The organism is Peribacillus sp. QJM3NY_7, from assembly GCF_056173225.1.
Genome location: NZ_CM149663.1, coordinates 3,159,816 through 3,182,075, shown reverse-complemented (window position 1 = coordinate 3,182,075; position 22,260 = coordinate 3,159,816). Strand labels below are relative to the sequence as shown.

The 22,260-nt window shown below is 40.5% G+C and carries 23 protein-coding genes and 2 riboswitches; of the genes, 19 read left to right on the top strand and 4 right to left on the bottom strand.

Going from position 1 to position 22,260, the window contains the following annotated elements:
- Positions 1 to 2: 2 nt before the first annotated feature.
- The 11 genes from qoxA to AC0VX1_RS15105 all read left to right on the top strand — a co-directional run bounded on the left by qoxA (position 3) and on the right by AC0VX1_RS15105 (position 11,672).
- The gene (gene qoxA, locus AC0VX1_RS15155; protein ID WP_413023303.1) at positions 3 to 944 is read left to right on the top strand and encodes a cytochrome aa3 quinol oxidase subunit II; all 942 of its coding nucleotides are present in this window, start codon (positions 3 to 5) and stop codon (positions 942 to 944) included.
- Between the two features lie 50 nt (positions 945 to 994).
- The gene (gene qoxB / locus AC0VX1_RS15150) at positions 995 to 2,950 is read left to right on the top strand and encodes a cytochrome aa3 quinol oxidase subunit I (protein WP_268564088.1); all 1,956 of its coding nucleotides are present in this window, start codon (positions 995 to 997) and stop codon (positions 2,948 to 2,950) included.
- The gene (gene qoxC, locus AC0VX1_RS15145) at positions 2,941 to 3,537 is read left to right on the top strand and encodes a cytochrome aa3 quinol oxidase subunit III (RefSeq protein ID WP_063575880.1); all 597 of its coding nucleotides are present in this window, start codon (positions 2,941 to 2,943) and stop codon (positions 3,535 to 3,537) included. Before qoxB ends, qoxC begins: the two co-directional genes overlap by 10 nt.
- Before the next feature lie 2 nt (positions 3,538 to 3,539).
- A complete protein-coding gene (gene qoxD, locus AC0VX1_RS15140; RefSeq protein WP_057277337.1) occupies positions 3,540 to 3,827 on the top strand; it encodes a cytochrome aa3 quinol oxidase subunit IV in 288 nt (95 codons plus the stop codon).
- Positions 3,828 to 4,768: 941 nt separating this feature from the next.
- Entirely contained in the window at positions 4,769 to 5,011 is a 243-nt protein-coding gene (locus tag AC0VX1_RS15135) for a YozE family protein (RefSeq protein WP_034307512.1), read from the top strand.
- Between the two features lie 14 nt (positions 5,012 to 5,025).
- Entirely contained in the window at positions 5,026 to 6,792 is a 1,767-nt protein-coding gene (locus AC0VX1_RS15130; RefSeq protein WP_413023255.1) for an ATP-binding protein, read from the top strand.
- A 150-nt stretch (positions 6,793 to 6,942) separates the two neighbouring features.
- Positions 6,943 to 7,650 carry a hypothetical protein gene (locus AC0VX1_RS15125; protein WP_034307510.1) on the top strand — a complete coding sequence of 236 codons (708 nt, stop codon included), beginning with the start codon at positions 6,943 to 6,945 and terminating at the stop codon, positions 7,648 to 7,650.
- A gap of 171 nt (positions 7,651 to 7,821) precedes the next feature.
- The gene (locus AC0VX1_RS15120; protein ID WP_064505166.1) at positions 7,822 to 7,992 is read left to right on the top strand and encodes a YozD family protein; all 171 of its coding nucleotides are present in this window, start codon (positions 7,822 to 7,824) and stop codon (positions 7,990 to 7,992) included.
- Between the two features lie 231 nt (positions 7,993 to 8,223).
- A complete protein-coding gene (gene deoD, locus AC0VX1_RS15115; protein WP_034307509.1) occupies positions 8,224 to 8,928 on the top strand; it encodes a purine-nucleoside phosphorylase in 705 nt (234 codons plus the stop codon).
- 252 nt (positions 8,929 to 9,180) lie between these two features.
- Positions 9,181 to 10,671 carry a lmo1851 family serine protease gene (locus AC0VX1_RS15110; RefSeq protein ID WP_475467790.1) on the top strand — a complete coding sequence of 497 codons (1,491 nt, stop codon included), beginning with the start codon at positions 9,181 to 9,183 and terminating at the stop codon, positions 10,669 to 10,671.
- Positions 10,672 to 10,784: 113 nt separating this feature from the next.
- Complete coding sequence (locus AC0VX1_RS15105) at positions 10,785 to 11,672, top strand: LCP family protein (protein WP_475467788.1); 888 nt, start codon at positions 10,785 to 10,787, stop codon at positions 11,670 to 11,672.
- A gap of 169 nt (positions 11,673 to 11,841) precedes the next feature.
- On the opposite strand, the gene mtnA is transcribed toward AC0VX1_RS15105, so the two are convergent.
- The 3 genes from mtnA to AC0VX1_RS15090 form a co-directional block, all read right to left on the bottom strand.
- A complete protein-coding gene (gene mtnA / locus AC0VX1_RS15100) occupies positions 11,842 to 12,888 on the bottom strand; it encodes an S-methyl-5-thioribose-1-phosphate isomerase (protein WP_475467786.1) in 1,047 nt (348 codons plus the stop codon).
- Positions 12,889 to 12,902: 14 nt separating this feature from the next.
- Positions 12,903 to 14,105: an S-methyl-5-thioribose kinase gene (mtnK, locus tag AC0VX1_RS15095; RefSeq protein WP_475467784.1), complete on the bottom strand. Its 1,203-nt coding sequence runs from the start codon at positions 14,103 to 14,105 to the stop codon at positions 12,903 to 12,905.
- 78 nt (positions 14,106 to 14,183) lie between these two features.
- Positions 14,184 to 14,337, bottom strand: a riboswitch (SAM riboswitch).
- 71 nt (positions 14,338 to 14,408) lie between these two features.
- The gene (locus AC0VX1_RS15090; protein WP_413010771.1) at positions 14,409 to 15,191 is read right to left on the bottom strand and encodes a carbon-nitrogen family hydrolase; all 783 of its coding nucleotides are present in this window, start codon (positions 15,189 to 15,191) and stop codon (positions 14,409 to 14,411) included.
- Between the two features lie 99 nt (positions 15,192 to 15,290).
- Here AC0VX1_RS15090 and AC0VX1_RS15085 point away from each other — a divergent pair, with 99 nt between their 5' ends.
- The 7 genes from AC0VX1_RS15085 (at position 15,291) to AC0VX1_RS15055 (ending at position 21,521) form a co-directional block, all read left to right on the top strand.
- A complete protein-coding gene (locus AC0VX1_RS15085; protein ID WP_106027686.1) occupies positions 15,291 to 16,463 on the top strand; it encodes a pyridoxal phosphate-dependent aminotransferase in 1,173 nt (390 codons plus the stop codon).
- A 118-nt stretch (positions 16,464 to 16,581) separates the two neighbouring features.
- A riboswitch (SAM riboswitch) is annotated at positions 16,582 to 16,735 on the top strand.
- A 108-nt stretch (positions 16,736 to 16,843) separates the two neighbouring features.
- The gene (gene mtnW, locus AC0VX1_RS15080) at positions 16,844 to 18,076 is read left to right on the top strand and encodes a 2,3-diketo-5-methylthiopentyl-1-phosphate enolase (protein WP_095678882.1); all 1,233 of its coding nucleotides are present in this window, start codon (positions 16,844 to 16,846) and stop codon (positions 18,074 to 18,076) included.
- A gap of 6 nt (positions 18,077 to 18,082) precedes the next feature.
- Entirely contained in the window at positions 18,083 to 18,742 is a 660-nt protein-coding gene (locus AC0VX1_RS15075) for a 2-hydroxy-3-keto-5-methylthiopentenyl-1-phosphate phosphatase (RefSeq protein ID WP_057277346.1), read from the top strand.
- Positions 18,739 to 19,368, top strand: a complete 630-nt coding sequence (locus AC0VX1_RS15070) for a methylthioribulose 1-phosphate dehydratase (RefSeq protein ID WP_098864272.1) — start codon at positions 18,739 to 18,741, stop codon at positions 19,366 to 19,368. The genes AC0VX1_RS15075 and AC0VX1_RS15070 overlap by 4 nt, the downstream gene beginning before the upstream one ends.
- Positions 19,369 to 19,392: 24 nt before the next feature.
- The gene (locus tag AC0VX1_RS15065; protein WP_048686713.1) at positions 19,393 to 19,926 is read left to right on the top strand and encodes a cupin domain-containing protein; all 534 of its coding nucleotides are present in this window, start codon (positions 19,393 to 19,395) and stop codon (positions 19,924 to 19,926) included.
- A 434-nt stretch (positions 19,927 to 20,360) separates the two neighbouring features.
- Complete coding sequence (locus AC0VX1_RS15060) at positions 20,361 to 21,287, top strand: CobW family GTP-binding protein (RefSeq protein ID WP_475467780.1); 927 nt, start codon at positions 20,361 to 20,363, stop codon at positions 21,285 to 21,287.
- Positions 21,288 to 21,353: 66 nt separating this feature from the next.
- Positions 21,354 to 21,521 carry a DUF2188 domain-containing protein gene (locus tag AC0VX1_RS15055; RefSeq protein WP_475467778.1) on the top strand — a complete coding sequence of 56 codons (168 nt, stop codon included), beginning with the start codon at positions 21,354 to 21,356 and terminating at the stop codon, positions 21,519 to 21,521.
- A gap of 36 nt (positions 21,522 to 21,557) precedes the next feature.
- On the opposite strand, the gene AC0VX1_RS15050 is transcribed toward AC0VX1_RS15055, so the two are convergent.
- A complete protein-coding gene (locus AC0VX1_RS15050; RefSeq protein ID WP_034307479.1) occupies positions 21,558 to 21,800 on the bottom strand; it encodes a hypothetical protein in 243 nt (80 codons plus the stop codon).
- Positions 21,801 to 21,907: 107 nt separating this feature from the next.
- On the opposite strand from AC0VX1_RS15050, the gene AC0VX1_RS15045 reads away from it, so the two are divergent.
- On the top strand, positions 21,908 to 22,174 hold the full coding sequence (locus tag AC0VX1_RS15045) for a hypothetical protein (protein WP_106027689.1): 267 nt from the start codon (positions 21,908 to 21,910) through the stop codon (positions 22,172 to 22,174).
- Positions 22,175 to 22,260 lie beyond the last annotated feature (86 nt).

The window sequence follows — 22,260 nt, the reverse complement described above, 5'->3', positions numbered from 1 at the left end:
ATATGAAAATAAAATGGGTTACATTAGCTATTCTTTCTACCATCGTCAATGTGCTTTCTGGCTGTGAATCATTAGCGGTCTTAGACCCTAAAGGACCTCAAGCCCAAACGCAGGCCAATGTGATTTGGCTATCAATTGCGATCATGGCGGTTATTGTTATAGTTGTTTGTGCTATTTTAGTCTTTGTCTTAACGAAATACCGTGACTCTAAACTACCTAAAGATTATGAACCACCCTACATTGAAGGGAATCATGTTGTTGAAACGATTATTGTTGGGGTCCCAATTTTAATCGTCATTTTCTTCTCCGTTGTTTCTGTAATTTCCAACAATAAAGTGGAAGCCACTCCGGAAGGGTACAAGGGTCAAGATCCATTAGTTATTTACGCTTCGTCATCAGACTGGAAGTGGCATTTTAGTTATCCAGAAAACGATATCGAGACAGTTAACTACTTGTATATTCCAACAAATCGACCACTTGAATTTAAACTTTATTCATTCGGGCCTATCACGAGTTTCTGGATTCCACAACTTGGCGGTCAAAAATATGCCATGTCTAACATGGTGACCACATTACACTTAGCAGCGGACGAATCAGGGGAAATGATGGGACGAAATGCAAACTTTAGTGGGAAAGGATTCGCTGAAAATATGTTCCACGTCGAAGCGATTTCTCAAGATAAGTTTGATGAATGGGTAAAGGAAGTTAAAGAAACTGCGAAACCCATTACTGAAGTAAGATTCAATGAATTATTAAAACCGGGTCATGAAGGACAGTTAACGTTTACTGGAACTCATTTAGACTTCTCACCAGCTCCAGAAGGTGAAAATGCTGGACATCATCATGGCTCAAGTGACTCTAACGCGAATTCAAAAGGCGAACATATGGAACATGATCATAAGTCAAGTAATAGTAAAGAAAAATCAGTACACAATCATGAATAATTTCTTAGTCTATCTCGAGAAAAATATTTTCAGAAAGGAAACACAAAAGTATGGGTTTTTTCTCTAGATTTCTTATACCTAATCCTAGTCCCGTCATTTACTCATCAATGGTGGCCATTGGTGTTACTGTTCTCTTGATCATTGTTGGTTTAACCCACTTTAAAAAATGGTTTTTTTTATGGAGTGGCTGGCTAACAACCGTCGATCATAAAAGAATAGGTATTATGTATCTAATATCTGCTTTGCTAATGCTATTTCGTGGTGGGGTAGATGCTGTGATGATGCGTGCGCAACTTGCCGTACCGGATAACAAATTATTAGATTCACAGCACTATAATGAAATTTTTTCAACACATGGGGTTGTGATGATTCTCTTTATGGCGATGCCGTACATTATGGCCTTAATGAATTTCGTAGTGCCATTACAAATTGGAGCCCGAGATGTAGCATTCCCACGTCTAAATGCCGTAAGTTTCTGGTTATTTTTTATGGGTGCGATGCTTTTCAACATCTCTTTTGTAATTGGTGGTTCGCCTGATGCAGGGTGGACATCTTATTTCCCGCTTGCAGGTAATGAATTTAGCCCGCATGTTGGAACGAATTATTATATGATTGGTATTCAGATAGCCGGAATAGGTACATTAATGACGGGGATTAACTTTTTGACGACTATTCTTAAAATGAGAGCACCCGGTATGACATTAATGAAAATGCCAATGTTTACATGGTCTGCTTTAGTCACAAGCATTATTATCATTTTCGCATTCCCTGTATTAACAGTGGCGCTGATCATGGGAACAATGGATCGACTATTTGCAACCAAGTTTTTCACAATGACTGATGGCGGTATGGATATGCTTTGGGCTAACCTGTTCTGGGTTTGGGGACATCCTGAAGTTTATATCTTAATTTTGCCTGCATTTGGTCTTTTTAGTGAGATTATCCCAACCTTTTCACGACGTAACCTATATGGATATCGATCAATGGTTGCTTCAATGGTATTTATCTCTATATATTCATTCTTCGTTTGGACGCACCATTTCTTTACAATGGGGCAAGCAGCATATGTTAATAGTATTTTCTCGATTACAACGATGGTAATCGCTATCCCGACTGGAATCAAGATCTTTAACTGGTTGTTCACGATGTGGAAAGGCAGAATCAGATTTACCGTACCTATGCTTTATTCAATAGGTTTCATACCTCTTTTCACAATCGGTGGAGTTACCGGGGTTATGCTTGCGATGTCAGCGGCGGATTATCAATACCATAATACAATGTTTTTAGTAGCTCACTTCCACAATGTCATTATTCCGGGTGTAGTATTTGCTGTGCTTGGTGCCGGAACTTACTACTGGCCGAAAATGTTTGGTTTCATGTTGAATGAAAGGATTGGGAAATGGGCGTTCTGGTTTCTAACCATTGGTTTTTGCTTAGCATTCTTCCCTATGTATATTACGGGTTTAGATGGTCAAGCACGTCGTATGTACACATACTCTGAATCGTCTGGATTTGGACCATTGAATATGATTTCGTTTATCGGGGCAGCTTTAATGGCAATCAGCTTTGTATTAATCGTATACACGATTTACTATAGCATTCGCCATGCTCCAAGAGATGTTAGTGATGATCCGTGGGATGCACGTTCCCTTGAATGGGCTACTCATAATCCAGTACCAGAATATAACTTTGCTATTATTCCACAAGTGAACTCAAGGGAAACGTTTTGGGATGCTAAATATAATGGTCATGAATTATTCAAGGGTGACTATGAAAAAATTCATATGCCCAATAACAGCGGGGGACCGTTTATCCTGTCCTGTATCTTCTTTGTCTTTGGATTTGCGTTAGTATTCAGCATATGGTTTCTTGCGATTATTGGGTTAATCGGTATCTTTGTTTGCATGGCTCATCGTTCATTCGAAATTGATCATGGGCATTACATTTCTGTAGAAGAAATTAAAGAGACAGAAGCAAAATTCGGAGGTGTTAATAAATGGAAATAGATCACTCGCAACCTCTTGAATATAGTACGGAACAAAATCGTCTAAATATTTTAGGCTTCTGGATTTTCCTTGGAGCCGAAATTATGCTTTTTGCAACACTCTTTGCATCATATTTTACATTAGTTGATCGTACGGGTAATGGACCTGCAGGAGCAGAATTATTTGAAATCACTCCAGTACTTGCTGAAACATTCTTGCTCTTAACAAGCAGTTTTGTCATCGGGCTTGGAATTCATGCCATGCGAATTGGCAACAAGAAAGCTATGTTGACATTTTTCGTAATCACTCTCCTTCTTGGATTAGGATTTATAGGATTTGAAATTACTGAGTTCATTACCTATTATCGCGAAGGAGCTACACTGCAAACTAGTGCATTTACATCGATGCTTTTTACAACATTAGGGACACATGGAGCACATGTTACATTAGGGCTTTTCTGGGGGTTATTTATTATCCTTCAAGTGAAAAAACGCGGGTTGACACCTGAAACAGCCAATAAATCTTTCATTTTCTCTCTTTACTGGCATTTCTTAGATATCGTTTGGATCTTCATCTTCACCTTTATCTACATGAAAGGGATGACATGAACATGAAGGAATTATTCCCGGCTAAGCAAGTATGGGGTTTTGTATTTTCATTGATTTTGACGTTTGTAGCTATTTTGGTTTACTTCTTCAATATGTCAAAAGCAACAGGCATGACGATTTTTATATTGACAGCATTCATACAAGCAGCTGTTCAACTAGTTGTGTTTATGCATGCTCGTGAAACTGATGATAGCAAATCAATTTTTATGACATTATATTGCGCTATATTCCTAGCTCTAATTACTGTCTTCGGTACAATACTATGTATGATCTGGGGTTGGAGTTATTGATATGATACAGCTTGGGAACAGAAGGCGTATGATGAGTAATTGAAGTTGAAATAGGGACAATGAGCTATGAATAGGGAAAAGCTTATAAAGCCCTATCACAATATAACTGCTGATAAATTCCAATTTTAAAAAGACCTTCATTTAAGGGATACGGCTATTGAAATTCCCTTTTAAGGTTATTTCCAATCCCAATGAGAATGGGGGAAATAGCAACTGATCGTGCGGATTCAGATAGCCATCTAAAAAAATGTTTTATAAACTATTAGGGAAAAGTAATAGCAAGGAGTTTCATGGCTGGGAAGAGTACCAAAAAGAAATTCCCTATTTCTCCAGATGCAATGAAAGCATATCATTATCAAGAACTTCATCGTGAAAATCCTACTCGTGAGTAATATGTTCTTCATACTATTCGTAAGAGGTGTAAGGCGATAGTGAAAAGACTGGATTTTTTACAGCAAACAAAAGCAATAAATTGTTCCATATATGAATGAATAAATCCCCTCATTTTAGACAGAACAGTGGAAACCACTATTTCTATCGATGAAGGGGATTTGATTTTTCCTTTCAGAAAACTATAGCCTGCGGGAAATTGAAGATTTTTGAAGTCATTCCGTCATCCTTAATTCGGAATGACAGACCGTACCCCGCATGTTTATTATAGGCCTTGGGCATTGATTGATACCAGTTGAAGAACTTCGTCTCCTTTATCGAACATACTTAGAACGATATCGTTAAAAATAAAAAAATTTCCCGTTTTAAGGAAAGAGTACGATATTTTAGTGTAATTCCGTAATAAAACGAATGCGTTTTGTGCTGAAAAATCGTGGATTTCATAAAATGAGGAAGAAAAAACCAAATTGTTTTTTAAAAAAGTGGACGGAAGCGAAAGTTTCCGATATATTAAAGCAGAAATCATAGTTATTTTAGGGGGGCTCGACATCATGAGACCATTTTATTTATATTTAATGAAATTTCGACAACCAAAGGAGATTGATGCAATCACTAAATTTGCCAATTATGCCTATGAGGATCATGGCTTCCCAAAACAATCGACTGATTATAATGAACTGAGCAGTTATTTAGAATTGAATGCAGACTATCTCGAAAGTATGTCAGTATTCGATCAAGCGTGGGAACAGTATGTCCAAATAGAAGAAGGGCTCATATTGGGAGATCAGGAATAGGGAGGATCGGAAGGATGTTAAAAAGCCTTCAAACCCGAATTTTGCTTTATTCTTTACTTATTGCAAGTGTTCCTCTTCTGATTTTGGGAATCATATCCTATGGATCACAACGCTCCCTTCTGGAGAAGGAAGCAAAAAATGCCCTGAATGCAGGTTCACTGAATATTGTAAATGAAACATACAGCTATTTGAACGAACGGATCAGTGATGTGAGGTTAATGAGTGCAAATTCTGCAATCATCAATCCTGGCCACTCAAAAGAAGAGAAGTCAGATGAACTAAAAAAGTTTATCGATGCAAAAGGAAATTATTACGGAGTTTTGCATTTGGATATGGAAGGCAATGTCATTGCAGATACATCCAATAAAATGATCGGGGATAACCTCGCGAAGAGAATATGGTTCAAAGAGGCCACGGAAGGTCATGAGTTCCTTTCAGACGTATATAAAACCCGGGCTTTCCCAGAACCGATTATAGCTCTGAGTACGCCGGTATATGATCATGCAGGGAAAATGATCGGAGTCGTGTCCACAGCTTTCCGTTTGGAAGGCCTCTGGGAGATGATGGAAAAAAAGGCTAATGAAATCAGCGATAAATACCCAGTGAACTTTTTCATGATCAACCAGGAAGGCATCATGATTTCGAAAAAAGACCCACACGGCATGATGCAGGATTCTGCCTTGAGAGAAATGGGATTAACAAAAGATAAGCTGATGGAAGCTTCGTTATCGGATGATTTGTACAGTGCAGAGAATGGGGAAAAAATATATTCCATCAAGCCTGTCCATACGATAGCACAAACAGAGAATAAATGGTTTGTTGTTGTGGGTGCTGATAAGAAGCAGGTGTTTCAGCCTTTGAATGACCTATTGACACGGTACCTGACCATCTATAGCATCGTTTTTGTTTCTATCATTCTGGCTGTCTATTTACTAACAAAGAGCCTCGTTCGGCCAGTTCAAGAACTTGTCGAAGCGACAGAGGATTTCATAGGTGGAAAGGAATTCATCATTTCCGATAAAAGAAGCTTCGAAGAAATGGAAAAATTGAACCTTGCCTTTCTAAGAATGATGGAAACGATAGAAGATCGTGAGAAGGAAATCGTCCGTACGGAAAAATTGAAATATGTAGGCCAGCTAGCTGCCGGTGTCGCCCATGAAATCAGGAACCCATTGACGACAATAAAGGGTTTTTTCCAATTATTGAAGAGCCAGGATCATGATAAATCATTGATAGAAAAATATAGCGATGTCATGCTTCATGAAGTGGATCGGGTCAATGTATTTGTAACACAACTTCTTGATTTGGCAAAACCGCATCAACTGGAATGGGAGAAAATCGATTTAAAGGATTTCCTTGATGAAATTATGGATACCTATACTTCCTCAATTCCGAGTTCTCATGTAAGAATAATTAATGGCATGACACAATCCGTCATTGTTTATTCAGACAGGAACCGGTTAAGGCAGGTTCTCTTGAATGTCTTGAATAATGCATGTGAAGCCATCGAAGCAAGGGGGCAGATTGAACTGCATCACGATTCCATCTCCCAATATATAAGATTAGTGATCAGTGATGATGGAAAAGGCATAAGTCCCGAGAATTTAAAAAATATCGGTATGCCCTTTTATACCACCAAACCGGATGGAAACGGATTAGGTGTAGCGACATGCATTCAGATAATGGAGGAATTAAAAGGGAAATTCCAAATTGAGAGCGTCCCCGACGAAGGAACGAAAGTGACGCTCACTATCCCCACTACGAACCGTCTCATTAAATGAGGCGGTTTTTGGTTGCAGTGCCCTTAAATAAATGGGCCGGTTAATTAGCTAAATGAGCAAAATGCCCGCTTAATTCCATTAACCTCCATGTTTGTTTGTGCATATAATTTACTAATCAAACGATAAGGACCATATTGGGGGATGTCTCTTATGGGCAAAAAAAAACAGCCGAAATTTAAATTAGGCGATACAGTCGTAATAACAATGTATGGGACAGTCGGGAATATAACCGATGTAAAATTTCTCGATGGTGCTTATGTGTATGAAGTGAACTATAGTGAAGGTCTTTATATCGAAAAAACATTGCAATCGATAAATGAATATGAAGGAGAAATCCTTTATCCGAAAGAGCAAATCGATATTGAATATAAATTTTTATTAGGTGACTTGGTCCAAGTGGATGGATATGAACAGGATTATTTCAAGATTATCGGCTATCGAACGGAAATTTGGCGCTATAAGGAAAATGCCTGGGAGGATGTAATCTATGAGTTATCAAGAATCTCTGATGGTGAATGGCTTGAAGCGCATGAAGAAGAACTGACTTTGATTGCCGATGCTAAACGTGCAGATGGAATCATTAAAAAGTTGGGTCTGCTCCTTCCTCAAAAGAAAAATGAGCTTGCTATCATTGCTAAACAAAACAACCCTGGTAAAGGTGAGCGAGAAATGACAATGACAAAAGATGAAAAAAAGGAAATGATTGATGGCCTGTTGGATTTATATAATGATTATTGTAAGCTCTACGAACATTTTGGCGATGATGAATATCGTCACATCATGAAAATCGCCCTTGCTAAAATAGAAAAGGCGGCAGAGGAAATTTATCCAGATCATAAAAAGAAGCAAACGAAGTGAAAAACACCTATAAAGGGAAATTTCCAGATTCCCTAAAGAAGTATCCATTCAAATTGAACACGAATGGAACTTGATAACGATAGACCTTTCATATGTTTTTCCATTAAGGGATGCCTTACTGGTATATTTGTCTCTACACATTCATAGACCTTTAAATAAGGGGGCGATGATTTGCGAGAAATTGAGGTTTTTATTGATACAGAAGAGATAGCGGAATTCTTTTTTCAAGAATTGATAAGACGGGGCTATCTTCCAACAGAAGCTGAAGTTGAAGATCTTGCTGACATCACATTCGAATATCTTCTTGAAAAATGCATAATTGATGAAGAAGTCGATGAGTAACCTGTCATAAGACGGTTAGCAGCTTCCTTTCCCTTAATTTTATTAACCATTAAAAAAAAAGACGGCGGACCTCCGCCGTTTTGTTTGCGATTTAGGAAGGGTGCCAAAAGTCGTTTCGTGATTTCCATTTTTTAAGTTCCAGATAAGGTTCGATTTTCCTAACTTGTGGTTGATATGGTATAGTAGTTTTTGAATATCATTTCAACCACAAGTTAAGGAGGACATAGTCGTATGAGCGTACATATTGGTGCAAAAGAGAATGAAATTGCGGAAACGGTCTTACTTCCTGGGGACCCGTTGCGTGCAAAATATATTGCTGAAACATTTTTAGAGGATGCTAAACTTTATAATGAAGTTCGTAACATGTTTGGATATACAGGGACATATAAAGGAAAACGAATTTCTGTACAAGGTACAGGCATGGGTGTCCCATCCATTTCGATTTACGTGAATGAATTGATGAATAGCTATAATGTCCAGAAGTTGATTCGTGTGGGAACTGCAGGAGCGATTCAAAAAGATGTAAAAGTCAGGGATGTGATCCTTGCCATGAGTGCCTCCACCGATTCCCAAATGAATCGTATGACTTTCGGCGGGGTGGACTTTGCCCCGACCGCAGATTTCGAATTACTAAGAAAAGCTTATGACGCCGGCACGGCAAAGGGCTTGCAATTGAAGGTCGGTAATGTATTTACGGCCGATCAGTTTTATAACGATAATAGTGAATTGGAAAAATGGGCAAAATACCAAATACTTGCGATAGAAATGGAATCAGCGGCCCTTTACACGCTTGCTGCTAAATTTGGACGCCAAGCTTTATCTGTATTGACCATTTCCGATCACATTTTAACTGGTGAGGAAACGTCGGCGGATGAGCGCCAGTCAACTTTTAACGAAATGGTTGAAGTGGCATTGGAAGCAGCTATCCAGGACTGATAATTGGATGTAAATGACAGGCGGGTGACCAGGAATAAGTGATGCTGTATAATGGCAGTTTGGATACAGGCTCATTTGTTCCAGGTATCCGCATTTTTGTAATATCAGGAGATGCCTGTTGTCTTTGGAGCATTCTCCATGATTTGAAGTTTATTAAAAAATACATATGGCTATAAGTTGTTATTTTTGATAACTATTATTTTTCGATTGGCATGAAAGCTGTTAAAATAGATAGAAATCGTTTATATCGTCATGAAGAATGAAAGTGGTGAGGCTTCAGTGGAAGAAGAAAATCAAAAACAGCCAAAAGAGGCAGGGAAATTCATTAAAATAAAAAAGTTTACGTTCATTATGGGGATTTTCTTAGTCATATTTCTAACTGCAGGGATTACTACAATAGCCTTGACCTTTGGAGATGAAAAAGTAGAGTCATTAGCACCGGATAAGCATGCGGAATTTGAAAAGCTGTATACTACATACGATAAGATAAAAGATAACTATTATGAAGAGGTTGATGAAGAAAAGCTGGTTGACGGCGCAATTAATGGAATGATCAAATCATTGGATGATCCCTACTCTGCTTATATGGATAAAAAGGAAGCATCGAGTTTCCATGAGAGCATCTCTTCATCTTTTGAAGGAATCGGTGCTGAGATTCAGGAGCAGGATGGAAAAATCATGGTCGTCTCACCGATAAAAGGGTCCCCAGCAGAAAAAGCAGGGGTAAAACCAAATGATATCATTTTAAGTGTGGATGGTAAAAGTGTTGAAGGGCTAACCTCTTCTGAAGCTGTCCTGAAAATCAGGGGCGAGAAGGGTACCAAAGTGGATCTTTCCATCTCAAGAGCTGGTGAGTCTGAACCGATCGAGCTCACCATTAAACGGGACACAATTCCGATTGAAACCGTATATGCGGAAATGCTTGATGATGGAGTTGCAAAAATTCAAGTGACCAGTTTTTCCGAACATACAGTCCAAGAGCTGAAAACGGCGCTTGAAGAAATGTCGAAGAAGGATATGAAGGGTCTCGTATTGGATTTACGGGGAAACCCAGGAGGACTTCTTGACCAAGCAATAGAAATGGCAAGCCTGTTCGTGCCTAATGGGAAAGTGGTCCTTCAAGTTGAGGATCGCAGCGGGAAAAAAGATGTATATAAATCGGAGAATGATGGAGAACTGAAAATCCCGGTAGTCGTGTTGATTGATGACGGAAGTGCCAGTGCTTCTGAAATCGTTGCAGCGGCTGTCAGTGAGTCTGCGGACATTCCATTGATTGGTGTCAAGTCATTTGGGAAAGGGACAGTGCAGACTGCCGAAAAACCCTTTAAAGATGGATCTAACTTCAAATATACGGCAGCTAAATGGTTGACTCCTGAAGGCAATTGGATTCATAAAAAAGGGATCAAGCCGGATATTAATGTGAAGCTTCCCGATTATGCCAGCCTTCCGTACATTTCGCCTGATAAGGAATTGAAAGCATCCGATTCTTCTAGTGAAGTGAAGGCGGCTGAAGAGATGCTGAAGGAAGCAGGACATGATCCAGGTAAAATAGATGGATTCTTCGATGAAGCAACCAAGAATGCGGTCACAGCATTCCAAAGGGAACAAAAAATTAAAGAAACCGGCACCATTAAGGATGATACTACCGTGAAATTGATGCAGGTCATCCGCGAGAAAATCCTTAAAAACGACACACAAGTGAAAAAGGCAGTAGAAGTATTAAAGAAAGAAATCAATAAATGATTTTGATCGAAAAGCCTGTCAGCGGATATCGTTGGCAGGCTTTTTTTTCGTTTCATGCATAGAATTCCAAAATTAGGCAGAGAATAGGGGTAATTTTCCGATGAGGTGAGGTAATGAAAGAAAAGGTATTGTTCATATATCTATTGGTCTTGATTCTGGCAGGCTGCACCTATGCCCCTTTACCCAAACAAAATGGAAATGAAGGTACGGAAAAAAAACTAACCAATGAAGATAACCAGGAAAACGATAAAACTTTTCTGTTAATTGGTGTTGACACAAGGGGAGAGCAAAAATCTCGATCAGATGCGATTATCCTTGCAAAATACTTTCCTGAGCAGGAGAAACTGAAGCTGGCTTCGATTATGCGTGATAGTTATGTGAAAATCCCCGGGAATAAATCAGGATATAACAAAATAAATGCTGCTTATTATTATGGTGGGAGGGAATTGCTCAAGAAAACCATACAGGAAAACTTCGATGTCAAGATTGACCATGTAGCGGTAATCGACTTTAAGGGATTTGTGAAGATGGTGGATTTACTTGCCCCTGAGGGGGTGGCGGTGAATGTGGATCAGGAAATCATAGATGATATGAGCATCCAAGCAAGCGTCGGTAAAAGCGTTTTACATGGTGAGGAAATATTGAAATATGTCCGTTTTAGACATGACGATGAAAGTGATTTTGGCAGGGTTGAACGACAACAAGAAGTAATGGTTCAATTAAAAACAGCGTTTATAAATCAAATCTCATCCTTCGAAGGGATGGCGGCCCTTCCTAGTATAATCGAACAAGGACTCTCGTACTTGGATACGGATATTGGCCTGAAAACAATAATGGAAATGGGTCCCAAAGCCGTCTTCCATACACCGGACACGGTCGAAACCTTAAGGGTTCCAGTGAAAGGAAGCTTTAAGGATGAAATATATCCCCAGTCCGGAGCCGTTTTGGAAATAGACTACACTAAAAATAAGAAGGCACTTCAGGAGTTCTTTTCAAAATAATAAGAATGTCCTTTTCTCTTATCGAAGACATCCTAATATTAACTGAAGATGTTCAAATTTAAATATTGTATTATAGACCTCGCAAGAATAATCTTAATTCAATCACCTTTAAAAAACGAGAGGGATAAAAAATCCTTCTCGTTTTTTAACACCATAAAAGGAACCTGGATCAATTAACAAAATGCGGAATGTTTTTGAAGAAATCCGGTGTTATGATGCCGTTTTCGGTAATGATGCTTGTAATTAGATGATTCGGTGTAACGTCGAAGGCTGGATTGAAAGTCTTCACGTTTTCCGGAGCGATCCTTACACCTTGAATGAAGGTGATTTCCGTTCCATTCCGTTCTTCGATCGGGATGGATGTGCCGGATTCGATAGAAAGGTCGAATGTGCTTGATGGTGCGGCCACATAAAAGGGGATACCAAAGTGCTTGGCTAATATGGCCAATCCCAACGTCCCGATTTTATTGGCAGTATCTCCATTTGCCGCAATCCTGTCGGCCCCGACGATAATTCCCTTTATTTCTTTCTGGTGAATCGTATGGGCAGCCATATTATCAGAAATTAAGGTGACGTCAACTCCCGCTTGCATCAATTCCCAAGCCGTCAAACGCGCCCCTTGCAGGACAGGCCTTGTTTCACATGCGTACACTTTTAGCGGAAAGTCCCTTTCTTTAGCCAGGTGGAAGGGAGCCAAGGCTGTGCCATACCGAGCCGTGGCGATTCCCCCAGCGTTGCAATGCGTAAGAATGGAATCTCCTCTAGTGAATAGCGATAAACCATGTTCCCCGATTTTCCTGCACATTTCTTCATCTTCAGCAAAGATGGCTTTAGCCTCCGATATAAGTGCTTCCTTGGCAGTTGAAATGCTTTGCGCAGCCTGCAAGGTGTTCTCCATCCTCCTTAACGCCCAAAAAAGGTTGACTGCAGTAGGCCGTGAAGAGGCGAGTTTTTCAATATGTCTCATTACATTTTTCTTGAATTCCCCTAAATCAGCGGTTGTTTCCTGCTTGGCGCCAAGTGCAACACCAAATGCTGCCGTCAGCCCAATTGCTGGGGCACCGCGAACTTTTAAAGACAAAATGCTGTCATATACATCATCAACAGAATGAAGTTCAATAAATTCAGTTATGGAAGGAAGGGCTTGTTGATTTAATAATGTAATATGGGTATCATCCCAATGTACCGAATATGGTAAGGGTGCAATTGTAGTCATGTTCAGGTCTCCTTTTAAATGGTTGAGTAAGATGGCAGTATCCGTTGCTTCAACGCTTCAATGACGGCTGGAACATCCAATTCTCCCCGTTTTTTAATTAAAAAAGTACCGATTTCCAATGTTGCCGTTTTGGCTGCGATCCTTGTTTCTTTATCTTCAATGACGTTTAAATCGGCTACATGGGAAAGGCCAATGGTTCGCCGAATCAGTTCGCAGCCGGCAAAGCCGAATGCATCTTTTTTGAATTTTGTCAGTAAATAAGGCAGATAACCCTTCACATGGCGGAATGGACTTTTATTTTGGACCTCCCATAATTTGGTGTAAGTTTCTTCAAAGGCATTCCAAAATTCATGAAGGAGCGTGAAAATCTCTTCCTTTCCAGCGCCATTGCGTGTGACTGCCTGAAAGAGAAGATTGGCGGTGTATTGACCAAGGTCAAAACCAACTGGCCCATAAAAAGCGAATTCCGGATCAATAACCTTTGTTTCAGTTACACTTGCAAATATACTTCCAGTATGTAAATCTCCATGAAGCAAGGCTTCCTGCTCGGTTTCAAAGCTTTGCTTCAGCTTGGCGACCTCAAGTATCACTTCTTGATCATTCCATATTTTTTGGGCGGCATCTTTCAATTCCACCTCGAAATCTCCAGGGAGTTCCTCAAAAAATGGATCCGTGAAAATAAAGACCTCAGTGATTTTGCAGAGTTCGGGATTCGTGAAATGTCGGGCCACCTCCTTTTTAGAAGAGGGTTCTAAATGATAATCGGATGTATAAAATGCCGTCTTCGCAACATACTCACCAATATGTTGTGAAAGCAATGGATATGAATCGCCATCGATCAATCCTGTTCTAACGATTTTCAAGTGCGATAAATCCTCCATGACTGTGATGGCAAGCTGTTCATCCGAATAGTAGACTTGCGGTACGAATTCGGGGCAATAACTTCTGAAATGAATCAGCGCATTCGCTTCAATGGCTGCCCTTTTCAATGTCAGCGGCCAGCTTTCACCAAGTACCTTGGCATAAGGGACCGCTTGTTTTATTATTAGACCTTTGTTTGTGACCGTGTCTGTAATATGAAAAACATAATTTAAGTTACCATCGCCGATTTCATTACATTTCAAACTTGCATCCGCATTGACCAAGCCAAGTTTTTTTGCAAGAGTTATAGCTGTTTCGTTTGTCAATCTCTTAAAATTTGAATGGTTTTGAGTCATTCTTTTCCCCTCCAGATTCAAAATAAGAATAAAAAAGCCTCTTTCATATAGAAAGAGGCAGAAGTTTTGGCTTCGGACCTCTTATCTTCCAGAAAATGAATTCTGGTGGAATTAGCACCGTGCTCTGTGGATTCAATAATCCGGCGGAAGATCCGCCCCATTTCACAATGGTATTACAGTCGGTTGCTGGGCTTCATAGGGCCTTTATCCCTCAGCCTGCTCTTGATAAGAGTAAATGTTTTCTGAAATTTTAATCTTCGGGAAAATAATATCAACTTTTTAAATAGTTTGTCAATGGGTAAATTAATAAAAATCAGGACGGCGATCTTCGAATACAGGTATTTTGTTACGTGCTTCCGTAACTTTGTTGAAGTCCAAGCTGCCTGTCAATAGTTCGTTTCCTTCTCCGGCTTCACTTATGATATTCCCCCATGGATCAATAATCAAGGAATGGCCCGCAAATATATTATTGACATCCGAACCTGTACGATTAACGGCTACAACATAGGCTTGGTTCTCGATGGCACGGCTTATCAATAAAGCTCTCCAGTGATCGAGTCTCGGCTTTGGCCATTCAGCCGTAACGAATAGAACTTCCGCGCCTTGAACGGTATGGGCTCGCTGCCATTCTGGGAAACGAATGTCATAACAAACGAACCCGGCACATATTTTTTCATCAAGGGTGAATAAACCATCTTTTTCACCTGGCTGCAGGAAATGATGTTCATCCATTAATTGAAATAAGTGAAGCTTATCATATTCTTTAATGAGCTTTCCGTGTTTATCGATGATGATCATGGTGTTATAGATTCCCTTGCTTGTTTTTTTCGCAATGGAACCTCCGATGATGTGAATCTGGTGTTTCTGTGCCTGTGTTTTAAGAAATTCAATCGTTTTTTCTGCCTCTTGATCAGCAATCTCATTCAGCCTGGTCAAGTCGTATCCGGTTGTCCAAAGCTCTGGTAATATGACGATATCGGGTTCGGACCGAGCTGCTTTTTCCATCCATTGTTCTGCAACCTGAAAATTGATATCTGGTTGCCCGAAAGCTATATCCATTTGAATACAAGCTATTTTCCACTTCATCGTTTAAACCCCCCACATGTAAAAAATGCTTTACAAGACTACGATAAACATATATCATTTGTGACTAGAATTTCAAGAAATTTCAGAGAAGGTGTATAAATGGTGCAATTCGAAAAATCCGGACTGCTTCAGGACCTGCCCAAGCAGTTTTTTGCTTCACTGGTCGCAAAAGTCAATGCAATCACGGAGCAAGGACATGATGTCATTAATTTAGGCCAGGGAAACCCTGATCAGCCGACGCCGGAACATATCGTCAAAAGTTTGCAAACTGCCGCTGAAAAAACGATTAATCATAAATATTCGCCATTCCGGGGACATCAATATTTAAAAGATGCTGCTGCCGTCTTTTATGAACGGGAATACGGTGTCAAGCTGGATCCGAATAGTGAAGTGGCGATTCTATTCGGGGGAAAGGCAGGTCTTGTCGAACTTCCGCAGTGTTTATTGAATCCAGGTGATACAATCCTTGTTCCAGATCCCGGCTATCCGGATTATCTTTCCGGTGTTGTTTTAGCCCAGGCAAAGACCGAACTGATGCCCTTGACAGAAGAAAATGATTTTCTTCCGAAATACGATGACATACATAAAGAGGTTCTTGATAAAGCCAAAATGATGTTCTTGAATTATCCGAATAATCCCACAGGCGCTTCTGCAACTGAAAGTTTCTTTGATGAAACCGTCTCCTTTGCAAAAGAACATTCAATTTGTGTGGTCCATGATTTCGCCTATGGGGCGATCGGATTCGACGGAAAAAAACCGATAAGCTTTCTCCAGGCGGAGGGAGCGAAGGATGTAGGAGTTGAAATATACACTCTATCGAAAACATATAATATGGCAGGGTGGAGAGTCGGCTTCGCAGTGGGCAATAAGAGTGTAATAGAAGCTCTTGAACTATTACAAGACCATCTTTATGTGAGTCTTTTCCCGGCGATACAAGAAGCTGCGGCAAGCGCTTTGCTTGACTCACAGACCTGTGTAGAGCAGTTAGTGCAAATGTACGAGGGGCGAAGGAATGTTTTCATTGAGGGATTGAGGTCCATCGGCTGGGAAGTCAAAGCTCCAGCGGCATCGTTTTTTGCCTGGCTCAAGGTACCTGGAGGTTTTACGTCCGAGAGTTTTGCGGACTATTTATTAACGCATGCCCATGTAGCTGTTGCCGCAGGGAATGGGTTCGGTGAATTTGGCGAAGGTTATGTCAGGGTAGGGCTACTGACTTCGGAAGAACGGCTGCAAGAGGCTGTGGAACGAATACGGACATTAAACTTATTTTAATGCAATAAGGTTCACCTTTAAATAGTTAAAACTTATTGACAAAGTAGGAATTACCTGTCAGAATACAAAATAAATTCTTAATCTTTCGATACTTGGATGCAACTTATATATCAGCGTTTTCTTATTTTGAGCAGGTGGAGGGACTAGCCCGATGAAGCCCAGCAACCGACCGTAATTCCATTGTAAAATGGGGCGGAATCCTTCCGCCGGATTTTTTTGAAATCCACAAGGCACGGTGCTAATTCTTGCAGCCGATGGCTGGGAGATAAGAAGATGGCTTTTTAAAGCCTCTTCTTTATGAAGGGGCTTTTGCCATTTTGAGACCATCTCAGGCCAATAGTGACATCGAGAGTTTACTAACGTGTTATAGGAGTGATCAGATGAGCGAGATAGTCGCTACTTATTTAATTCATGACTTTATTGGAAATCATGAGAAAAAAGCAGAGAGCATTGCCTTGGGTCTGACTGTCGGGACATGGACGGACTTGCCGCATTTGGTACAGAAACAACTGGAAAAACATAAGGGACGCGTCGTATCGGTGACACCCCTATCTGAAGAAGAGAGGGCAAACAGCTACTTTAATCGGAAAGTATACCGTTCGCTGATTAAAATTGCCTATCCGGCAAGGAATTTCTCCAATGATTTACCTGCAATCCTTACGACGGTCTTCGGCAAACTTTCATTGGACGGTGAAATAAAACTTATAGACTTGGATTTTGTCGGTGATATTCAAAAAGCTTTTCCCGGGCCGCAATTTGGCATTGAAGGCATAAGGGAAAAGCTTGGCGTATTTAACCGGCCCTTGGTGATGAGCATCTTTAAAGGTGTATTGGGAAGAGACCTAACATTTCATAATGAGCAACTGAAGCAACAAGCATTGGGAGGTGTCGACCTAGTTAAGGATGATGAGATCCTCTTCGACCAGGAACTCACTCCATTTTTCGATAGAATAAAAACGGGAAAAAGAATATTGAATGAAGTCTATGAAACCACTGGCCACCGTACTTTATATGCTGTCAATCTATCTGGGAAAACTTTTGAATTATTGGATAAGGCAGAGCAAGCGGCTGAAGCAGGGGCAGATGCTTTATTGTTCAACGTTCATACATATGGTTTGGATGTATTGCAGGCCTTGAGTGAACATGATCGTATAAAGCTGCCGATCATGGCGCACCCCGCATATAGCGGGGCATTGGCATCTTCATCATTTTATGGTATCGGCTATCCATTATTGCTTGGTAAATTAGTAAGATTATCAGGTGCGGATTTATCCTTGTTCCCTTCCCCTTATGGAAATGTCGCACTTGAAAAAACGGAGACCTTAGCGATTGCTGAAGCTCTGACAAGAGATGAACTTTCATGGAAAAAAGCCTTCCCTGTTCCTTCTGCAGGCATTCATCCGGGCATGGTTCCGGACCTGATCAAGGATTTCGGGCTTGATAGTGTGATTAATGCCGGAGGCGGAATTCACGGGCACCCTGACGGAGCAGAGGGCGGTGCCAAGGCATTCCGTTCTGCTGTGGAAGCCGTTCTGGCAGGAAAGGAACTTTCTGAAGCGGCGGCTGAGGAAGAAACCCTAAAAAAAGCTCTTGTGTTGTGGGGAGGGCTATAAGAAATAATGAAACCGATCATCTTTTGTGATTTTGACGGAACGATCACCAACACAGATAATATCATTTCAATTATGAAGAAATTTGCGCCTCCGGAATGGGAAGCGTTGAAAGACGGTGTCCTTCAGCAAAAAATCAGTATATCTTCAGGAGTTGGGGATATGTTTTCCCTGCTTGATAGTGGCTTGAAGGATGACATCATCCAATATGTAAGAAAAACGGCCGGCATTCGACCAGGGTTTTATGAATTCGTTGAGTATACGAAACAAGCCAATATCCCTTTATATATTGTAAGCGGGGGCATGGATTTTTTCATTTCCCCCCTTTTGAATGATATCTTGCCAACAGAGTCCGTTTATTGCAACCATGCATTTTTTGATAAGGAAAAGATTTATATTGAGTGGCCACATGCTTGTGATGAGCAATGTAATAATGATTGCGGTTGCTGCAAGCCATCCATTATGAGGGAAATTGCGGGTCCGGAAGATTTTAAACTTGTTATTGGAGATTCAGTTACGGATTTTGAAGCGGCAAAACAGGCCGATTTTGTCATAGCCCGTGACATATTGCTTGAAAAATGCGGTAGGGAAGGAATTCCACATCAAGGATTCGAAACATTTTTTGATGTAATTGACATCATAAAGCAGCAGGAGGTGGTTAAAGCGTGAACACTCATTCTAAAGAATGGCTTGAGTTGGCAGATATTAAAGCTGAACTGGCCGAAAGGGATTGGTTTATGGGAACAAGCGGGAATTTGTCCATCCGCGAACCCAAAAGCCCTTTCTTTTATATTACCGCAAGCGGTAAGGATAAAAGGAAGCAATCGGATACGGACTTTTTACTGGTGGATTTAAAAGGAAAACCAGTTGAAGATACGAACCTAAGACCATCGGCCGAAACGTTACTTCATACAGACATTTACCGAAAAACCAATGCGAACTGTGTACTCCATGTCCATACAGTTGAAAATAATGTGATTTCGGAATTGTACGGAGATGAAGGCCAAGTTTCCTTTCGTAATCATGAAATCATTAAAGCGACCGGTCGGTGGGATGAAGATTCGGAGCTTCGGATTCCAATCATATATAATCACGCTGACATACCGTTGCTATCCGATAAGTTCAAGCCGCATGTCGAAGAAGACTCTGGCGCTGTGCTGATACGCAATCATGGCATTACGGTTTGGGGCAAAAGCGGATTCGAGGCAAAAAGAATACTTGAAGCCTGCGAATTTTTATTTCAATATCAACTGTTACTTAATCAACAAAAGGCGTTTGCAGGTTCTATAAGATAAATACTCATAGAGGAGGAATGAATGATGGCGACGATCAGATTCCATGAAACAAACGAGGTTATTGAAAACGGTGAACAGGTAAAAGGTTTTTTAGAAACACAAGGGGTTATTTATGAGCAATGGGACATTTCTAAATTACCTGCACATCTTGTAGAAAAATACGATCTAACAGATGCTGACAAGGAGGAAATCCTTGTAACATTCCAATCAGAGATAGCGGAAATCTCTGAAAGAAGAGGCTATAAAGCCCATGATATCATCACATTATCCGATGCAAATCCGAACTTGGATCAAATGCTTGAAAACTTTAAGCAGGAACACCATCACGAAGATGATGAAGTGCGTTTCATAGCAGGTGGAACGAGTATCTTTGCCATTGAAGGCAATGATAAACAGTGGTTTGATGTACGGCTTAATCCAGGAGATCTTATTAGTGTACCAGAATCAACAAGACATTATTTCACGCTCGCGGAAGATAGGAAAACTGTTGCTGTCCGGATTTTCGTAACAGCTGCAGGATGGGTGCCAATTTACGAAAAAGACGAAGTTCAAGCATGAATCAATGTTGAAAAGCCAGCTTACGGGCTGGTTTTTATTTGTAGAAAAAAGGGAAGTCGGAATGGTCTCACCTAATCTTGATTTTTTTAAAAAACATTAATCCCTTTGTGTTTTTTCTATTTTATAGGAAAGAAATCCCGCAAGATTGAAGAAACTTGCGACACTCCTGCCGAATAACTGTCTAGCCGAGAACCCACAGGCGCTTGCTTTGATGCGGCTTGGCAGACAGTCGGCGGAAAGGGAGAGGATTTCTGAAATCGACTGGATGTTTTTAAATAAAAAACTGCAGACGAACTCGCTTTTCTTCGAATTTGCATAGTCTGAAACCAGCTTACGGGCTGGTTTTTTTATGTGAATCCGGCAAGTGCTTTAATAAGCTAATTATGATAAAATTTAACGGAATCGAATTTAACCGGATTTAGGAGCAGATAAGAATGAAAACGACCGAAGTGTACATATTGGGCGGCTTTCTCGGCAGCGGGAAAACGACGCTTCTTCGAAATATTTTAAAACAGGAAAGTGAAGCGGGCAGAAAAGTGGCAGTGCTTTTAAATGAGCTCGGCAGTGTATCGGTTGACAGCGGACTCATTGGTGATGGAGTGCCTCTGAAGGAGTTGTTTGACGGGTGCATTTGCTGCACAATTCAAGATAAACTGGAAGTTCAGCTTCATGAGTTACTAACCGAAAATGAACTGGATGCGGTTTATATTGAAACGACGGGTGCAGCTCATCCAGTTGAAGTATTGGATGGCATCATGTCGCCGATTTTCGCCAAAAAGCTTGAGTATAAAGGGATCATCACGGTCGTCGATTTATTAAGGTGGCGCGATCGGGAGGAACTGTCTCCGCAGCTTCGACAGTTGCTTACAGAGCAAATCCATCATGCCGATTTCATTTTATTGAATAAAGCGGATATGGTAAGTGAGATGGAGGCCGCACAGCTAATATATACGATACAGGCGCTGAATACGGATGCTGTATGTTTATTGACGGAGTATGCAGCCGTTTCATTGGCATCATTGCAGCAAATGCAAAGCAAAAGGCATAATGTACATCAAAAGCTTGATGTACATGACCATTTGCACTTAACTGCAATCGTTCATACATTTGAAGGTGCTGTGGCACAAACCGACTTTGAAGAGTGGCTTAGGGCCCTTCCGGAAACGGTCTATCGAATGAAAGGATATATTTCCTTTACACATTCACAATACCCGCATTTATTCCAATACTCCTACGGAATGCCGATGTATATGAATGAAATGATGAAAATGCCATTGAATATCGTCATGATCGGGGAAAAGTTGGATAAGGAAATGTTGATCGGTCAGTTGAAAGCTTTGGAAGCGAAAGCGGCCCGATAAACGTTTACCGCCCATTAAAGAAGGGAAACATGAAAAGAAGACTTTCTTATTAAGGAGGCGGTATCAGTGCCATGGAATAAGGACGATTACCCAAACTCGATGAAGAATCTAGATGAAGATGTCAGGGAAAAGGCTATAGAAATCGCGAATGCTTTATTGGATGAAGGATATGAGGATGGAAAAGCCATTCCAATTGCCATAGACCGGGCTAAGATGTTAGTAGGAAATGATTGAGAAAATGGTCAGACCCACATAGGGGTCTGACCATTTTTATTGTTGCATTCCAAAGGCGGCAAATGTCTTTTCGTCTTCTATCAATCCGCAGGCAGCGCACTGAACCCGAACTTCAGGACCATTATATGCTAGATGGAATGGCAGAAGGGAGTCGTTCGAATATTGTTCAACAATCTCACCGGATTGGGGATCCTTTTTAATGGGTGTTGCTACTTGCTGAATGAGATTGAAGCGAGATTTATTTGTCCGGCAATTCGGACAGCGGTATACTTGAGACATTGTACTCACTCCTTTTTTGGATTTTAAAAAGCATGATATCTTATAAGATAGTCTTTACAAACTTGAACATTAATATGTATAAATTAGTAATGGATGGAAGGGATACTATGAAAGAAAATGTCAGGCAAGAAGAATTACTGGTGGCTTATTTAAGCATATGGAACAATCGTAAGGTGAACGATGGAGGGGGAAGGGAAGTGTTGCCGGAACTCATCAGACGAGAGCTTTTGGATGAAAATGCCCATCCCCGCGCCCGAAAACCAGTATTGGAGAAATTTTACCTTTCTATTAAACGCGTGATGGAATCTTCGCTTTCGGAAGAAATGAAAAATGAGATTGTAATGGCCTATATCACTGAATTGGAAAGATTATGATTTTTTGAGTGTGTACGGATGCTTGTTAGCAAATATTCTTTTATGCTTCATACTTTTTTCACAAATCATTGTTAAAATTTTAAAAA